This window comes from Phyllobacterium sp. CL33Tsu (assembly GCF_900113985.1).
Lineage (GTDB): Bacteria > Pseudomonadota > Alphaproteobacteria > Rhizobiales > Rhizobiaceae > Phyllobacterium > Phyllobacterium pellucidum.
The window spans coordinates 119,540-136,070 of sequence record NZ_FORJ01000005.1 but is presented as its reverse complement, the minus strand read 5'-3'; the positions used below and the strand labels follow the sequence as shown (position 1 = coordinate 136,070).

Genomic DNA, 16,531 nt, shown 5'->3' with positions numbered 1-16,531 from the left:
TGCTGAGTCCGGGTTTCATCACAGCCATACCAAAGACTAGGCCGCATAGTCATTGCGTATGTCCGATGGTATGGACTGCCAGGCGTGCACGAGTTGGGTGACGAACGAGGTTTTCATCTTGCGCATCACGCTGCTTCGGTGGAGCTTGACGGTAATTTCCGATATGTTCAGCTCAAAGGCGATCTGCTTGCTCAAGGCTCCCCGCACCACAGCTTCCATGACTTGCCGTTCGCGCGGCGTGAGCGTCGCGTAGAGCGCGATATTGGCGTCTTTGGTGAGTTGCGCGGCGCGTCTTTCCTTGTCGATTTCGATGGCTTTGTTCACCGCGTCGAGCAACGTCTGTTCGCGGACGGGCTTGGTGAGGAACTCGATCGCCCCCGCCTTCATGGCCTGCACCGTCATCGGTATGTCGCCGTAGCCGGTGAGGAAAATAATGGATGCTGAAATGCCGCTTGCGGCAAGGCGCGATTGAAAATCCAGCCCGCTGACGCCAGGCATGCGGACATCGAGTATCATGCAGCCCGACCGGTCGAGGAGGTCTGCGTCCATCAGCGCCTGCGTCGAGGCGAAACCGGCGGCTTCGATACCGACAGATTCCAGAAGATCGCAAATCGAAAGCCGGAGCGATTCGTCATCGTCGACAACAAGGACGATCGGATTTTGATCGGGATAAGTTGGTTTGGCAGTCACTAAAGTCCCCGTCGAAAGATTCATCTTGTCCATCCAGTGCGTTGCAAGGAGTCAAACTGTTGTTCGTCAACGATCACTCGTTGGTACTGCGCCGTCGCTTTCGTGAACTGTCCTTGACCGCCGAAATGCGGGCAATTTCGCGATTGGATGCGCGGTCATCCAGCCACTGACCGACATTTGGTCCGAAATCAGCGGGGGCCAGCTCGCCGAAACCCATTGCCAGGTCCAGCAAGCTTGTCCGGCTCATTTCATTGCGCATGCTTTTCTCGGCCCGCAGCATGACGGCGTGAACCCCGCAAACGCCACTCGTGATCCAGGCGGGGGCATTGCCGCGGAACAAGACGCAGTTCTTGCGGATATTCCTGCAGTCAAAGACACCCTTGCCGCCATCGATTGCATCGACAACCTCGAGTACCGTGATGTCCTGCGGCGCCTTGGCGAGCCGGTAGCCCCCGCTGATGCCGCTGGTCGATGTGACCAGCCCCGCCTTTTCAAGCTTGGGCATGATTCTCGACATCAAGGCGGACGGCACGCCCTGCAGCTCGGCAAGATCGCGGCTGCTGACCGGCTTCGCACGCGGCTCGATAAGCCAGAGCATGCAGTGAATGCCATACTCAACCGCGGCTCCATAAAGACTCACTCGGCCGGCAGCACCGCCGTCTGCCGTTTTCGCGGGTTGTTCAATCCTGGGCTTCTTCATAACACAACCCATACAAGGTTGTGTTATAAATTTCCAGTTGTATTTTGTATAGGTCGAGGCGGAGAGCCTCCCGATCCGATAAGCGCTTCTTCGAGCGGCTGAAGTGGAATTGCCTCGTCAATTCGCCATCGAGCGGTATAGCCAGTCGCCGTAGCGCAGCGAGCCAAGGCGCGATCCCTTCAGCGGAAGAAGCGTGTCGTCGTTAAGTTCGACACCATAGTAGCGCGCTCTGTCATCGCGGATGACCTCGCGCCGGTCTTCATCGGCGGCGAGCTGGACACGCGCAATTTCGTCGAGACCGAACCGTTCAGGTCCGCCTATCTCCACGGTATCGTTGCGCGGCGCTGCCATCGCCAGTTCGGCCAGAATTGCGGCGACATTGTCGGCAGCGATCGGTTGAATGAGGGCCGAGGGGAGCCGGAACTCATCGCCCTTGGCGCTCATCTCGATCACCCCGTTGATGAACTCGAAAAACTGTGTGGAATGCAGGATGGTATAGGGCCTGCGTGCGGCTCTGATAAGATTTTCCTGCACCATTTTCGCGCGGAAATAGTCACTCTCCACCAGGCGAGGCGTACCGACCACGGAGAGCGCGAGGTAGTGGCTGACGCCTGCATCAGCGGCCGCGGCGAGGAGGTTCCGGGTCGATGCCTTGAAGAAGCCCAATGCCGAATCGTCGCCGAACGAGGTGGTGTTGGTGACATCGATGACGACCTCAGCGCTGTTAATCGCTCCCCGGAGGCCTTCCTCCGTCACGCTGTCGACGCCGAGAGAAGGGGATGCGCCAACCACTTCCATGCCTGCTTGCCGAAGTTTTTCGACGAGACGCGTGCCTATGAGCCCGCTTGCTCCCATGACCGTGATTTTCATCGTTGCTTCCTTTCAGAGTTGCGTTAGGGGCCGCCGTTAGGCGCCAGGAATGCAGTTTCCATGGATTTCAGCATTTCGGTCACCGAGCGGCGGTGCGTTCGATTCCGCGTCGAATGAGCGTCGCGAAGGCCCAATTCAAATCGTTGCGCCAATATCGCCGCAAGATCGCCGGCCATGTCAGGCCGCTCTTCGAAGAGGGGGGCCAAATGCTTCTTGTCCAACTCAAAGATTACTGTTGACGCAATTGCGGTCATGGTTCCGGGTTCTACGGTTCCGGGAAGCAGAGCATCCTCGCCAAAGAAGTCGCCTGGAGCCAGGCGCATGATCTCGTCTTCGCCGTGCTGACCCTGCCGGGTGAGGAGAAGCACTCCGCGTTGGACAAACATTAACGAACCCAGTGTCTGCCCTTGGCGCGCGACGATCTCATCTTTTCGGTAAATCCTGCTCGAACCCGCATCGGCCAGGGCCTGTCGCTCTTCGCCGGAAAGGGCTGCGAAGAATGGTGTCGATTGGAGAAGTTCCACGGCAGACGAGTTTGGCGCGTCAGGGATGGCGGAGCTTGCTCCTCCCAAACTCGGTGAAGAGGCTGGGCTCGCCAAGGTCAGTCCTGCCGATCGCGTATGACGATAGACGAGGTCAATCAATTCATTCTTGGCCGAGATACTGTAAGCCAGGCTCGATACGCGAAACAGCAGATCGACCTCGATTGCTGCGGCATCGAGCCCCCGCAAGGCAACCAGAGGAGGCGGATCCCTGACGATCGAATTGCAGCTCAAGAGGACCATCTCCATGCATTCGATGGCTGCGGCGGGCGGTTTGGTCGGCGCTATTCTCAACGACAATGGAATGCCGTGCGTCTCGTTCGGGTGGCTGACATTCGTCAGCCCAAGCTTGGCGAGAAAGCCGTTCGGCAGAACCGCGATATTATTGCCGGAGGTCAAGAGGTGGGTTGCGCGCCAATTGCTTTCGACGACGCGACCCTCCGTCCCATCGCTGAGCATGATCCAGTCGCCGAGTACGAACGGTCGTCCCAGATTGAGCGCCACTCCGGAAAAGGCATCGCTCAATGTGTTCTGGAGGGCAAGGCCAAGAATGATCGCAAAGATACCGGATGTTGCAAGCAAGGTGCCGACGGGCACACCGAATACAAATGCGACGATCGACAAAGCGGTGCCGAGGTAGATCAGCCCGACAACGATATCCTGGATGAGGCGTGCCTCGCGCGGCGTATGTTCCAGCACGAGAAACAAGCGGACAAAGGCAACAAGCGCCCATGCGACATTCATCCACCAAACGATTTTGACGAGCGCGAGAACGACCGTCTCGACCGCCGAGCCGCGGCCAGGATCGATGTCATAGGGCAGGATGCCGTTGGCGAGCAGTATTCCTGTCAGCGCTATGAAAAACGCAATCTGCGCAATCAGTTTCAAGATCGAATGACGGCGCACGAGCGCGCGTGTGGCAGCAACACCGGCCAGGGCGACCCAGCCGGCGTTGATGATTGGCGAGGACATCATGTCCGCAATGGTTGGATCGATGTTCATGCCTCACCCTTGGCAACCTGTTTATTCATGGTAGGGCAGCACCAGATCCTTCTCGTCGGTATTGACGACGAATACCGCAAGCAGCTTGGCCGGTTCAGTCGTGCTGGCATTCTCGCTGACAGCATGGCGGTCGCCGGGATATTCCGAAAAGCTTTCGCCCGCCTTGTAGATTTTTGCCGGGCCGTCATTGACCTTGCTCGTGACGGCTCCCTCAAGGACCGTTGCATAGATGAAGGCGGAATCGGGATGGGTATGTGCAGCGGACGATCCGCCCGGACCATACTCGACGAGTACGCCCTTCATGCTCTTGCCCGGCACATTCGGCAGCTCATGTTCGTAGACAAGCGTGACTTTCGATTCCTTGCCGGCATCGTGAGCCAAGGCGCCCGCTGCATTTCCGGCGACGATGATCGCCGATAACAAGATGGTTCTGATCATTTTGGTTTCCCTTCAGCTTGTGGAATTGGAAGGAATCACGGGAAATTCCTTCCCGTTGCTCAATTGCTACTTCGCCGGCGCCAGCTGCGATTGGCGCAGCCAATCCCGGAAGCCGATCTTGCCGATCCGTGCGCCGTCGCCGGGTACGAGCGACTGGTCATTCAGCTCGGACCCGAAGTAGAGCGCATGGGTGTCGGCCTCGACTGTCCGCGGATCGTTGATTTCCTTGAGGTAGTGGGCAACGAGTTCGTTCATCCGGACGCGCTCTGGTCCCGCAATCTCGATCATGCCGTTGATCGGTTTTCCGACCGCAACGGCCGCCATCACATCGGCAACGTCATCGGCTGCGATAGGCTGGAAATAGGCCGGTGAAATCCGGGCAACCTTACCTACCGTTCCTGTGTCGGCGATACCCTTGAGGAACTCGAGGAACTGCGTGGAATGCACGATCGTGTAAGGGATCGAAGATTCCTTGATGAGCTTCTCCTGAACGAGCTTGGCCTTGAAGTATCCGTTCTCCGGCAATCGCTCCGTTCCAACGATCGAGAGGGCGATATGGTGCTTTACGCCGGCCTTGGTTTCGGCTGCGAGCAGATTGCGCCCCGACGTCTGAAAAAATTCAAGGACCGCCTTGTCTTCGAAGGAGGGCGAGTTTGCAAGATCGAGCACCACTTCAGCGCCGACCAGGGCCTCCGCCAGCCCTTCGCCGGTAATGGTGTTCACGCCGGTGTTGGGCGAGGCGGCCAGGACATCGTGGCCCTTGCTGCGCAGGCGCGCCGCAGTCTTGGAGCCGATTAGTCCCGTTCCGCCGATAAGAACGATCTTCATGGCAATTCTCCTGTCGAAAGTGAGTGTTCGGATTGGTTGACCGCTTTCGACAATGATTGGAGAGGGAAAATCATTCCATCGTGCACGGGGCCTAGCGCTCTAGTCACCGGGTTTAGGCGACCTATCCGGAAGTTTAGGCAGCCACCCCGCGCCAGCGTTAGCTTCGGTGTTGGGCTGATACCGCAACGAAAAAGCCTTCGCGATGAAGCGAAGGCTTTTTCAGCACTATAGGTCGTGACGGAGCAGTCGGAATCAGCCGGCAACGAGATCACGGTATTCGGGATGATTGGCCGAAAACCTTGCCATGAAAGGGCACTTCAGCACGACTTTCCGTCCGCTCGCACGAATGAGTTCGAACACGCCCGCGGCCAGTTTCGAGGCAATGCCTTGGCCCGAATATTCGAATGGCACTTCGGTATGAATCAATACCACCGCGTTATCCTCAATCCTGTAGTAGGCGGCGGCGATTGCTCCATCGGCAATCGGTATCTCGTAGCGACTGTCAGCAACATTGTCCTTGACGGGATTGCTCATCGATTGTCCCTCTGTGGTCCGGGGTGGCATCTGCAAAGCATGGTCAGGCCGCCGTCGCAGCGTGGACGGGGTGCGCGGCGCGGGCACCAACTTGCAGCCGATTCCAGAGGTTGATCATGCCGATCGCTATCGTGAGATAGGTGAGTTCGCCTTCATTGAACTGGTCTTTCACAAGGGCATAATCCTCATCTGGGGCACCGGTCTTCGCAACCCTGGTCAGGGACTCGGTCCACGCCAGGGCCGCGCGCTCGCGATCGGTGTAGAGCGAAGATTCGCGCCATGCATCGAGCATGAACAACCGCATCTCTGTTTCGCCGCGCGCGCGGGCGTCACTCACGTGCATGTAGATGCAGTAGGCGCAGCCGTTGATCTGGGAAGCGCGCAGCTTGACGAGTTCCCCCAGGCTGGGCTCGAGCCCGCCGGTGGCGAGGACCTTCTCCACTTTGGTAAGAGCTTCAATGAGTTCGGGAGCAGTTTTGAATGGCATGAAGCGGGGCGACATTTCGGGTCCTCCTTAAAAATGATCTGCGCGACCATCATGACCCTCGCAGGCGCGTTCGCTATCGTACCGGATGGGGAGCGATCCTATTCTTTCGTTCAGGTGAACCATCCCGCAATGCCAGGAGCCGCGCGGCCCTGGTCGCCCGTTTCGGCAAACGATTGCTGATCGAGGCCGATCGCGCCTAACCGAACCGCCGCGCCCCTCAATTTCAAACTGCTCAATGTCACCCTCGGTATGAGCCATCCAAACCTATGGATGGGATGCAGGAGCTCGACTCAGCCGCTAATTTTTCAAGTGCGAGCCGTGTCAACCGGACGCGACAGGGATGATGAATGCAGGAGTTTTTCCGGTTTCTTCCTACAGCTGACGAATTGGCAGGCGAGCATCCAACCTGTCCGGCCCAATCCATCGAGGAGAACTCCATGAAAGAACCCACTCCGATTGAACCGATCGAAGCATCCCGCCGCGACGTCCTGCTGCTTGCGGCGAGCGCGACGGTCTTTGCTGCCATGCCGTCGACGGCGTTCAGCGCAAAGCGGGTTTCACCTATGACCGCGAACCAGACAGAAAGGAACTACACAATGGGAATGCTGAAGACCAAGGACGGGACAGAAATCTTTTACAAGGATTGGGGAACGGGGCAGCCCATCGTCTTCCATCACGGTTGGCCGCTCTCCAGTGACGATTGGGATACGCAGATGCTCTTCTTCCTGGACAAGGGATACCGGGTCATCGCCCATGATCGTCGCGGCCACGGGCGTTCGACCCAAACGGCGACCGGCAATGATATGGATACTTATGCCGATGATTTCGCTCAGCTCGCAAAGGCTCTTGATCTGCGCGATGCCATTCATGTCGGCCATTCGACCGGCGGCGGCGAGGCAGCCCACTATGTGGCCCGTCATGGCAAGGGGCGTGTTGCAAAGCTCGTCCTGATAGGCGCGGTTCCACCAATATTGGTGAAAACTGCAGCTAACCCAAACGGCACCCCGTTGGATGTCTTCGACGGAATGCGCCATCAACTCGCTGCCAACCGTGCGGATTTCTACTGGAATTTTCCCATCCCCTTCTATGGCTTCAACCGCGAGGGGGCGACTTTGTCTGAACCCGTGCGCGCAAACTGGTGGCGGCAGGCAATGATGGGCGGGGCGAAGGCTCAATATGACTGCATAAAAGCCTTCTCCGAAACCGACTTCACCGACGACCTGAAGGCCATCGATGTTCCGACGCTGGTGATGCATGGCGACGACGACCAGATCGTTCCGGTTGCCGATTCGGCGCTGTTGACCGTGAAGCTTTTGAAGCATGGCACCCTGAAGGTCTACGAGGACTTTCCCCACGGCATGTGCACGACCAATGCGGACGTCATCAACGCCGATCTGCTTGCGTTCATAAGAAGCTGAGCGATGCGTCGGCAGCAACCGGGCGTCGCTGCCGACATCAAAGTCGATGATGGGTGGCCAATAATCGAAGGTGTTAGATGGAAAGTTTTCACGACAAGGTTGTCATCATAACTGGTGGCAGCAGCGGCATCGGTTTGGCGGCAGCCAAGCAATTTGCGGCGCAGGGCGCTAAAGTCCTCATTACCGGACGCCGCCCTGCCGTTCTCCAGGAAATCACTGCCGCAAATCCCAACATAGAGGGCCTTGTGGCGGATGCAGCCGATCCGGCAGCAGCACATCAGACGGTCGATGCTGCCATCAGACGCTGGGGTCGCCTCGATGTTCTCGTCAACAATGCCGGAGCTGGTGCAATCAGGCCGCTGATCGAGAGCGATGCCGACACCATTTCCAGCGTGTTCGCCGTCAATGTGACGGGACCGCTGCTTCTTGCCGCGGCGGCAGTCCCGCACCTGGCGGAGACCAAAGGTACGATCATCAACATGTCGAGCACATTCGGCAGCAAGGCTGCGGCGGTGCTTTCCATCTATGGATCGAGCAAGGCCGCGGTCGAGCACCTCACCCGTTGCTGGGCACTGGAACTCGCCCCGCAGGGGATACGCGTCAATGCCATCGCTTCAGGACCGGTGGAATCCGATTTCCTGCGTGATCGCATGAATCTGTCACCTGAAGAAATCGTTGCGGTCACCGAGCAGGAACGCAAGGCAATCCCGCTCGGCCGTCGCGGGGTGCCGGACGACGTGGCCATGTGGATCGTGCACCTTGCCGATCCGCGCGCCACATGGATGACAGGGCAAGTCATTGCCGTCGACGGGGGCCTTGTTACGACGTAGCCGGAACGGCGGCTTTTCCGGCCCCGAACCCGGGCCCTACGAGCAAGAAGCACCGGCTACTGCGGCACGAACCCGGTTCAGTGCCGCCATCGCCTGTGTCTCTAGAAAGGGTTGCCCCTCTAACGGCAGCGCGCCGTATAAATGCGGCCGTTCCGGTCTCGGTACTGACAATACCCGTTGCGCAGGTTGCGGACCAGCAGGCCGCCAAGCGCGCCAACGCCCGCGCCAATCAGCGCACCTTTGCCGCCATCAGCGATACCACCGATTATCGCGCCCGCCGCAGTGCCGACGCTGAGGTCCTTTTCCGTCGTTGTGCAGCCGGCCAACCCCATGATGAGGGCGACTGTCAGTACGAACTTTGGCATTGAATATTGGTTCTGCTGAACGCGATTGTCTGGGACCAGATTCATGGTGAGGCTTTCTGTTTTGAAAGGGAACATAATCGGGTGTCACGCTGCGGCGAAGTTTGCCAGCGAAGTTGATATTGGCATATCGCAACACAAAGTCACGCGATTTTAGCGAGGCGCCCTGGTGGGATGAGCCATCGATCTGCCAAGGCAAGTTAACAGCGTCATCAGTCACTTATCTCGGCCTCGTGCAGTAGATCGCTAGCGGCTTGTCGCCGTTTATTCGGCCATATTCATTGACGGGCGCCTGCTTGCTCTGGAGGAACCCCCGCATTTTGTTGTAAAACGTTTGGATCGGACGAAAACGTTTGGTTCGCCACAACCTTCTGCAATCATGGATTTCCATGAGGTGCGATAAGCGTAGTGCTAGATTACACTATCGTATGACGTCGGCAGCTCTGAAATCGATAGTCAATGGTATAGGAAGCGTAGGCGGCCCGATGGTTTTCTTTGTCGGGGAGGAGCAGCCGATTATGCAGATGGAAATTGCCAATCAAATGCAGGCCGAAGAGGCGCTGCGCGATCGGGAGCGCGAGCTTTCCTTGCTCGTTGATATGGTTCCCAGTCACCTCTGGCGCCTTACGCCCGAGGGTGAACCGACATTCTTCAATAGGCGCATGACCGATTTTTTGGGTCTGGACGTTCCAGATACCGACAAACCCGGAATGAGCCGACTGGACGTGCTCATAAGCACGGTGCTGCATCCACAAGACGCAGTGGAGTTTGGCGAAACGCTCCGCCACAGTCTCGCAACCGGCGTCCCCTTTTCCTTGAAGTATCGCCTGCGCCGAACCGACGGGCTCTATCGTTGGATGTCGAGCCGCGCCGAGCCGCTTCGTGACCACACGGGACGCATCGTTCAATGGTACGGTCTTTGCCATGACATCGACGACCTGGTGACGGCCCAGGAGGCGCTGCACGATCGGGAGCGGGAACTGTCGCTGCTCGTCGACATGGTCCCGAGCAATCTCTGGCGGCTGACCCCGCAGGGAGAGACCACCCTCGTCAACAAACGCATGGCGAACTTCCTCGGGATGGACTTGGATGACACGCAACAACTGGCGGTGGTGTTCGATACTATTTTCCACCCCGACGATGCCGGGGAGGTGGAGGCCGTTCTCGGGAGCTGTTTGCGCACGGGCGAGCGCTTCTCGATGAAGTATCGTCTGCGCCGGTCGGATGGCGTATATCGCTGGATGTCCGGTCGCGCTGAGCCTTTGCGCGATGAGGACGGAAATATTGTCCAGTGGTTCGGCCTCTGTCACGATATCGATGATCAAATGCACGCGGAAGATGCGCTTCGACGCGCATACGACAAGCTCGCCCAAGCGACGCAGGCAGCGAGCCTGGCCGAACTGTCCGCGTCTATCGCGCACGAGGTAAATCAGCCGCTGGCAGCCATCGTCGCCAATTCCCATGCATGTTATCGTTGGCTTTCCGCGACCCCTCCAAACGTCGAACGTGCCAAGATCACGGCCGAGCGCATCACCCGCGATGCGAATTCGGCCGCGGATGTCGTGAGCCGTGTGCGCGCGCTCTTCCGCCGAACGCCGCATGCCAGGTCGCCGGAAGATGTCAACCGGTTGACCAGTGAAGTCTGCCAACTGATGGTCGATGAGGCCGCGGCCAAGAACGTACGCATCAGGACGGAACTTGCCCCCGACCTGCCGTCGGTTGCGCTCGATCGCGTCCAGATACAGCAGGTACTCGTAAACTTGATCCGCAACGGCGTCGAAGCAATAGAAGCTGCAGCCGACAGCCAGCATGTTCTGCAAATCCTCTCCTCTTTCGATGGCCCTGACGCCATTCGGATCGAGGTTCGAGATGACGGAACGGGCTTCAAGGACGCCGAGCGGGTGTTTGAGCCGTTCTTTACGACCAAGCCGCATGGGATGGGTATGGGGCTGGCAATCTGCCGTTCTATCATCGAATCGCACGGGGGCCGCCTCTGGATGGCCAACAACGAGATGCGCGGGGCGACTGTCGCCTTCAAGCTGCCGTTGGCGGCGAGCGAGACGCCATGAACCCGCGCGATGAAATCGTCTTCGTGGTCGATGACGACGCACGCGTACGCGAGGCGCTCGGCGAACTACTGGAATCGCTCGGATGGCGAACCGAGACCTTTGCTGCCGCCGCCGATTATCTCGCCTGTCCGAAGCCGGATCTTCCCGCGTGCCTGATCCTCGATGTCGAACTCCCTGACGTCAACGGCCTGGAATTTCAAAAGCAGCTATCGAGTGACGCGCATCCTCCGATCGTGTTTATCACGGGCCATGGCGATATTCCGTCATCGGTAAGGGCCATTCAGGGTGGGGCGGTCGACTTTCTTGCCAAGCCGGTCGGGGAGGTTGATCTGATCGCGGCAGTGCGGGCGGCGATCCGGCGCGACCGTGAACAACGTACGACGCGCGCCGAACTGGCTGAGCTTATGCGCCGGCTGTCGCAGCTTACGCCGCGCGAGCGAGAAGTATTGCCACTCGTTGTCAGCGGCCTTCTCAACAAGCAGGCGGCAGCGGAACTCGGCATCAGTGAGATTACCCTCGAAATCCACCGCAGCAAGATCATGCACAAGATGGAAGCGGCGTCGCTCGCCGACCTGGTGAGGATCGCCGAGAAGCTGCGCATCCCAGTCACTCATTCCAGACGATCCGGAAGCTCGCGCGAATGTACAACCAGAAGTCTGTAGTTGCGATCGTCGATGATGATCAGCGCCTGCTCGACTCGCTCGAGGATCTCCTCGAATCCGCGGGACATGTCGTGCGGGCGTTTTCGTCCGCCAGGAAACTGTTGGAGAGCAACGCTGCGCATGAAATCGATTGCCTGATTACCGATATCGGCATGCCAGGTATGGATGGCTTTGAACTGCAGCGCTTGATGAAAGACAAACACCCCGACCTGCCTGTGATCCTGATTACGGGCAGGCACGAACTCGCAGAGCAAATGCAGCCCAGACATGGCTGGTTCTTCCGCAAGCCTTTCGACGGGCAAGCGTTGCTTGCAGCGATCGGCGATGCACTGACTGGAAAGGGGACACCAAAATGAGCATAAGCTATCATGCAAATGTAAGCCTGGGGCATACCGTACCCGATCGATCGCAGACCGTGAGCGATTGGGGCGGCGCGGAGCCTCCATTGGTTATCTTCGTCGATGACGATGCGAAGCTCCGTGAAGCACTCGACGAACTGATGCAGTCGGTGGGCCTCGACACAATCAGCTTCGGTTCGACGCAAGAGTTCCTCGAAGCCGAGCTTTCTGATCGGCCGGGATGCATTGTCGCCGACGTGCGCATGCCGGGCGTGAGCGGTCTCGATCTCCAGCATCGGCTCCTGGAAAGCGGCGATGAAAAGCCGATTATCTTTCTTACCGCCCATGGCGACATCCCGATGTCCGTTCAGGCGATGAAGGCCGGAGCGGTAGACTTCCTCACCAAACCGGTACGCGACCAGACGTTGCTCGATGCCATAGCCGCGGGAATTGACCGCGATGCCAAGCAGCGCGCCCAGGCGCGGATCGTTACCGACCACCTGAGCAAATTTGCGCTGCTCACACCACGCGAGCGTCAGGTGATGCAGGAGGTCGCGATTGGCCGTCTGAACAAACAGATCGCATTCTGCCTTGGCATCAGCGAAATCACCGTAAAGCTTCACCGCTGCAACGTCATGCGTAAGATGAAGCTCACATCAGTCGGCGAACTCGTTCACGTCTGGGAGGCGCTGCCTGAAGGCGTGCGCAATTCTGTGGAAGCTCAGCCCTGTCCTGCCAAAATTGCGGATGCTGGCCGCCTCGCAATCTCGCATCGACCGGCCATGGCATTTTGAACAATGCGGCGGCGGCTTCGGCAGCGCGTGCGCTCGAACCTGCACGGCAGTTTCAAGCCGGAGCTTCAGTCGTTCCAGTACCAGTCGTTTCGCGAAGGCGGCGATTGACCGCCATCGCCAGCGCCCATGCCCCGGCGGTGATTGCCACGCAAGCCGCGGCGAGTCCGGCATAGCCCGCGGCCGTAATCGTCGCACCAGCGAGCAGGGGGCCTGCTGCGAAGCCAAGAAGATAGGCCGAACCCGCCGCTGCTGCCCAACGTCCGCTGCGGTCAAGTGCCGCTGAAAGACCAAAAAGATAGGGGATCGAAAAATAGTAGATCACCACCGACGCGATGAGGGCGACCAGATAGACAATCGCGCTTTGCGAGAAGCAGAGCGCAATTGTAATGAGGACGAAACCGACACAGAACCCAGTGATCGGGATTGCCCGGCCCCAGCGCAAGTTGAGGACGGTGGCGGCACCAGCGCCCAGAAGTCCGATTAAGGATGCGATGGTCAGCGCATAGCTCACTTGCGATGTGTCAAGGCCGGCGCGCTCGCCGAGAGGCGCGCTGAAGGTGTAGACCGCAGCGGAAGCAGCCAGATAAAGCATGATCGCCGCAAACGTCATGACGCCGATCAAAGGTGGGGCCGCCACCACCAAAGCCGCAGATCGGTGGACGTTTCGGGCGCGGTCGTTCGGAATGAGGAGTAGTAGCGGGGAGAGTGCGAGAGTGACCCCCGCGATAAATGCAAAAATGCCCCGATGTGCGAATGTGGCCGTGAGTTGGCCGCCAATAGCGAAGAGCCCAACGCTTCCAAGGGCCCAGACGACCTGAAAATAGCCGTAGACCTTATCCGGGTTTCTGCAGCGTGAAGCGACAATGGAAAGCGACACAGCGTAGATTGCGCCTTCCCCGACCCCCGCGAAGCCGCGAAGAAATGCGAGCGATCCGAGAGAAGTGCTAAAGATTGACGCTCCTTGCGCCAACAGTGTCAAAGCAACGGCGGCGAGGCAGACGCTCCTATAGGAAAACCGGGGCAGAACAGGCGCAATCAGGATCGCAGTGGCAGCAAGGGTTACGAACTCCACGAAGGCGACAAAGCCTGCGTCGCGCTCTGAAAGCGAAAGTCCGTCCATCATCCCGCTGACGAGGAAGGGTGCCATTTGCGGTACCAGTCCGCCGATTACCTGCGCGGCGATCGCACCGACCACGACGGGCCACGAATCGCCCGCTGCTGAAACGTCCCGCATCGCATCAGATCCCATGGTGGCCTCCCACAAGTGCCACAGGTTGTAGTCATGCCATCAAGTGTCTGACGGCCGCTTCCCTCTCGCGGCGCGCCAGATGCTTTCTGCCAGAATGAGAATGCATCCGGCAAGCAGCAACAGCCCGCCAGTCAGACCCGGCAGCCCCGCAAATTCCACGGCTGCAGCTATAATAGCGATCAGCAGGATCGACAGCAGCGCCAGTGCGCCGTCGTCGATGAACATGCCGATCAATTCCTTCGACGCGGAGGCGAGAAAGCTCATCGGAATACTGCCTTTACCTGACCTTCGTTATAGCTGCGCAGCAGACGCACTGCCATCAGCGAGAATAGTGCAAGAACGACGAAGATGGCGATGAGCGAAAGATCGGCTCCCGGCCAATGCGCGCCAAGGCCTTCTCCGGTCCAATAAACGCCGAAGGCGGTCAGCAGCAGGCCGACGACGAATTTCAGCGTGTTCTCCGGAACGCGGGCCAGCGGCTTATGCACCGCTGCGCCAATAGCGAGCACCAGCAGGCACGCAGCGGCAGCGCCAAGCGCCGCATAACCGATCATCCCGCGTCCGGCGCCGACGGCAATGACGATGAAGATCACTTCGATGCCTTCGAGCAGGACGGCCTTGAACGCCGCCGTGCCGGCGATGAAGTCAGCGCGGCGCTCGGCGGCCTGACGCTTGAGCAAGTCGGTTTCCTTTGCAAAAGCTTCCGTCTCGTCATGCAGGGCAATGAATCCCGACGCGCGCAGGATCGCCTTGCGCAGCCAGCGCATGCCGAACAGGATCAGCAGCGTGCCGATGACGAACTGCAGCAGTTCCACCGGAATCAGGCCAAGGAGCGGCCCGAGGATTATGACGATCAAAGCAAGGACGACGAGCGCGAGAACCGTGCCGATTATGGCGGGCCGCCAGCTGCGCGATACGCCTACGGCGAGAATGATCGTGAAGGCTTCGACGACCTCGACGAAGGAGCCAAGGAAAGCCGCCGTCATGGTGGAAGCGATTGTCGTGATGTTCGTCATGGAATAAATCGTTCCGTAATCAGAGGTTTAGGCAACGTGGCACTGTAACGGTTGCCGGCGCGGCCGCTAGATAGACGCAAAGCCGTGTCAAGAATTTAAATCGAATCCATCGACGTGATCCGCATTTGCTGCCCGGTGGCGGATCAAGGTCAACGCTCCAGATTGCATGGCTCGCATGCAATTTTGTGCATTGCAATATCCGAGGGTGAACACTATCTTCAAACCGTTGGGTTCTTCTCCTCCCAGAAACCCCAACCTGGAATGTACTGCACCTCCTCCCGCGGTACATTTACAATCAGGACCGCTGCACCTCCTCCCGCAGCGGTCCTTTTCGTTTCTGCCTCATTCCGATTTGTCCGCCGTATCCTGTGACTTGGCCAGTTCCTGCACGGTCTCGGCAAGGGTCACAACTTCCTTTTCGCGCATCTGGTCGATCTTCTGGTGCAGGAGTTCGATCTTCTCGTGCAGCAGCTCGATCTCGAGTTCCGCCTTGATATTTATCTTGTAGTCGTTCTCTGCTTCCTTGCGGTCGATATCCTGCTGCCGGTTCTGGCTCATCATGATGAATGGCGCCGCATAGGCTGCCTGAAACGAGAGAGCAAGATTAAGCAGGATGAAGGGGTAGGGGTCCCAATTGCGCACATATGCCGTGATGTTGAGGATGATCCAGAAGAACAGGATCGTCGTCTGGATGATGATGAACGTCCAGGAACCCATGGTCGCGGCGACCGTGTCGGCGATCTTCTGCCCCGGGGTCAGTTGCGCGCGATCGGCCGGCTTCTCCTTGCGATGTTCACGGCGAACTGCACGCAGATGATGCAGGAGCCTGAGTTCGGCTTCCTGCAAACCCCGCTTCACTTGCTCGACGTTAGGCATGGACGTGCTCCCCTATTCACTGAGACCTGATCGTGGACTGGCAATCAATGACGGAAATGCACTACAACTCAGGCAAAATGATTGCAGTTGAAAGGACGTGCAGAGTGCCAGCAACAGCCGTGTTCGAAAAGAGTTATTCCGCTTTCCTGTTCGACATGGATGGCACCCTCATCAGTTCGACGCTCGCCGCCGAACGGGTCTGGGCGAAGTGGGCCGAAGGTCATGGGATTGACGTCCGCACGTTCCTGCCGACGATGCATGGCGCGCGCGCCGTCGATACGGTGCGCCGGCTCGGCCTGCCGGGCGTCGACCCGGCAGCCGAAGCGTTGAAGATCACGCGGGCCGAGATGGACGACGTTGGCGGCATCTTCGCGCTCAAGGGCGCCGTTGAATTTCTTGACAAGCTGCCGCAGGCCCAATGGGCCATCGTCACGTCGGCGCCGCTCGATCTTGCCAGGCGGCGTCTTGCGGCGGCGGGTGTTCCGCTTCCGCAGACGATGGTGGCCGCAGAAGATGTCGCAATCGGCAAGCCCAATCCGGATTGCTATCTGCTCGCAGCAAAAAAGCTCGGCGTCGATATCGGCGATTGTCTCGTCTTCGAGGATGCGGTGCCCGGCATCCTGGCCGGCGATGCAGCCGGTGCGGATGTGCTTGTCATCACGGCAACCCACAAGCATGCGCTCGAGACCGCGCATGCCGTGGTGTTCGATTATCGGCATCTCGACGTGGTTGTCGAAGACGACGGGCGAATGTCGCTGCGCAGGGTTGATGTAGCGTAACGCAAGGGCGCCGTCGGGCGCCCTCGTTGATTTCAAGGTAAGGTTTC

Annotated in this window: 20 protein-coding genes; 7 read left to right on the top strand and 13 right to left on the bottom strand. The window is 58.8% G+C overall.

All coding sequences use genetic code 11. From position 1 onward, the window contains the following. Positions 1 to 36: 36 nt before the first annotated feature. From BM074_RS17580 to BM074_RS17545, 8 genes are all read right to left on the bottom strand, one after another. Positions 37 to 690: a response regulator transcription factor gene (locus tag BM074_RS17580; RefSeq protein ID WP_244532945.1), complete on the bottom strand. Its 654-nt coding sequence runs from the start codon at positions 688 to 690 to the stop codon at positions 37 to 39. Positions 691 to 763: 73 nt separating this feature from the next. Beyond that, the gene (locus BM074_RS17575) at positions 764 to 1,330 is read right to left on the bottom strand and encodes an RrF2 family transcriptional regulator (protein WP_175499068.1); all 567 of its coding nucleotides are present in this window, start codon (positions 1,328 to 1,330) and stop codon (positions 764 to 766) included. A gap of 177 nt (positions 1,331 to 1,507) precedes the next feature. Next, a complete protein-coding gene (locus BM074_RS17570; protein WP_091923752.1) occupies positions 1,508 to 2,260 on the bottom strand; it encodes an SDR family oxidoreductase in 753 nt (250 codons plus the stop codon). A gap of 23 nt (positions 2,261 to 2,283) precedes the next feature. Beyond that, a complete protein-coding gene (locus tag BM074_RS17565; protein ID WP_091923750.1) occupies positions 2,284 to 3,804 on the bottom strand; it encodes a cyclic nucleotide-binding domain-containing protein in 1,521 nt (506 codons plus the stop codon). A gap of 21 nt (positions 3,805 to 3,825) precedes the next feature. Beyond that, a complete protein-coding gene (locus BM074_RS17560) occupies positions 3,826 to 4,242 on the bottom strand; it encodes a cupin domain-containing protein (protein ID WP_091923748.1) in 417 nt (138 codons plus the stop codon). Positions 4,243 to 4,308: 66 nt separating this feature from the next. Beyond that, the gene (locus BM074_RS17555; protein ID WP_091923746.1) at positions 4,309 to 5,070 is read right to left on the bottom strand and encodes an SDR family oxidoreductase; all 762 of its coding nucleotides are present in this window, start codon (positions 5,068 to 5,070) and stop codon (positions 4,309 to 4,311) included. A 252-nt stretch (positions 5,071 to 5,322) separates the two neighbouring features. After that, complete coding sequence (locus BM074_RS17550; protein WP_027233356.1) at positions 5,323 to 5,604, bottom strand: GNAT family N-acetyltransferase; 282 nt, start codon at positions 5,602 to 5,604, stop codon at positions 5,323 to 5,325. A 43-nt stretch (positions 5,605 to 5,647) separates the two neighbouring features. Next, positions 5,648 to 6,106, bottom strand: a complete 459-nt coding sequence (locus tag BM074_RS17545; protein ID WP_027233355.1) for a carboxymuconolactone decarboxylase family protein — start codon at positions 6,104 to 6,106, stop codon at positions 5,648 to 5,650. 581 nt (positions 6,107 to 6,687) lie between these two features. Between BM074_RS17545 and BM074_RS17540 the strand changes: the two genes are divergently transcribed. Together BM074_RS17540 and BM074_RS17535 are read left to right on the top strand one after the other, a co-directional pair. Further along, entirely contained in the window at positions 6,688 to 7,509 is an 822-nt protein-coding gene (locus BM074_RS17540; RefSeq protein WP_244532955.1) for an alpha/beta fold hydrolase, read from the top strand. 77 nt (positions 7,510 to 7,586) lie between these two features. Continuing rightward, the gene (locus BM074_RS17535; protein ID WP_091923743.1) at positions 7,587 to 8,339 is read left to right on the top strand and encodes an SDR family NAD(P)-dependent oxidoreductase; all 753 of its coding nucleotides are present in this window, start codon (positions 7,587 to 7,589) and stop codon (positions 8,337 to 8,339) included. A 119-nt stretch (positions 8,340 to 8,458) separates the two neighbouring features. Here BM074_RS17535 and BM074_RS17530 read toward each other — a convergent pair whose 3' ends face one another. Further along, positions 8,459 to 8,704: a glycine zipper family protein gene (locus BM074_RS17530; protein WP_091924015.1), complete on the bottom strand. Its 246-nt coding sequence runs from the start codon at positions 8,702 to 8,704 to the stop codon at positions 8,459 to 8,461. A 482-nt stretch (positions 8,705 to 9,186) separates the two neighbouring features. Between BM074_RS17530 and BM074_RS17525 the strand changes: the two genes are divergently transcribed. The 4 genes from BM074_RS17525 to BM074_RS17510 are packed head-to-tail and all read left to right on the top strand — an operon-like array spanning position 9,187 to position 12,564. Beyond that, complete coding sequence (locus BM074_RS17525) at positions 9,187 to 10,770, top strand: PAS domain-containing sensor histidine kinase (RefSeq protein WP_244532944.1); 1,584 nt, start codon at positions 9,187 to 9,189, stop codon at positions 10,768 to 10,770. Then, on the top strand, positions 10,767 to 11,432 hold the full coding sequence (locus BM074_RS17520) for a response regulator transcription factor (protein ID WP_091923741.1): 666 nt from the start codon (positions 10,767 to 10,769) through the stop codon (positions 11,430 to 11,432). The genes BM074_RS17525 and BM074_RS17520 overlap by 4 nt, the downstream gene beginning before the upstream one ends. After that, a complete protein-coding gene (locus BM074_RS17515; RefSeq protein ID WP_091923739.1) occupies positions 11,411 to 11,788 on the top strand; it encodes a response regulator transcription factor in 378 nt (125 codons plus the stop codon). Before BM074_RS17520 ends, BM074_RS17515 begins: the two co-directional genes overlap by 22 nt. Beyond that, a complete protein-coding gene (locus BM074_RS17510) occupies positions 11,785 to 12,564 on the top strand; it encodes a response regulator transcription factor (protein ID WP_091923737.1) in 780 nt (259 codons plus the stop codon). The genes BM074_RS17515 and BM074_RS17510 overlap by 4 nt, the downstream gene beginning before the upstream one ends. Positions 12,565 to 12,616: 52 nt before the next feature. Here BM074_RS17510 and BM074_RS17505 read toward each other — a convergent pair whose 3' ends face one another. From BM074_RS17505 to BM074_RS17490, 4 genes are all read right to left on the bottom strand, one after another. Then, positions 12,617 to 13,813, bottom strand: a complete 1,197-nt coding sequence (locus tag BM074_RS17505; RefSeq protein WP_244532939.1) for an MFS transporter — start codon at positions 13,811 to 13,813, stop codon at positions 12,617 to 12,619. 39 nt (positions 13,814 to 13,852) lie between these two features. Further along, positions 13,853 to 14,077 carry a hypothetical protein gene (locus BM074_RS17500; RefSeq protein ID WP_091923735.1) on the bottom strand — a complete coding sequence of 75 codons (225 nt, stop codon included), beginning with the start codon at positions 14,075 to 14,077 and terminating at the stop codon, positions 13,853 to 13,855. Beyond that, complete coding sequence (locus BM074_RS17495; protein ID WP_091923734.1) at positions 14,074 to 14,829, bottom strand: COG4280 domain-containing protein; 756 nt, start codon at positions 14,827 to 14,829, stop codon at positions 14,074 to 14,076. Before BM074_RS17495 ends, BM074_RS17500 begins: the two co-directional genes overlap by 4 nt. A 342-nt stretch (positions 14,830 to 15,171) precedes the next feature. Further along, positions 15,172 to 15,705: a DUF1003 domain-containing protein gene (locus BM074_RS17490; protein ID WP_027233347.1), complete on the bottom strand. Its 534-nt coding sequence runs from the start codon at positions 15,703 to 15,705 to the stop codon at positions 15,172 to 15,174. A 104-nt stretch (positions 15,706 to 15,809) separates the two neighbouring features. Between BM074_RS17490 and BM074_RS17485 the strand changes: the two genes are divergently transcribed. Continuing rightward, positions 15,810 to 16,484 (top strand): HAD-IA family hydrolase, encoded by a 675-nt coding sequence (locus BM074_RS17485; RefSeq protein ID WP_091924010.1) that lies wholly within the window; start codon positions 15,810 to 15,812, stop codon positions 16,482 to 16,484. Positions 16,485 to 16,531: the final 47 nt, after the last annotated feature.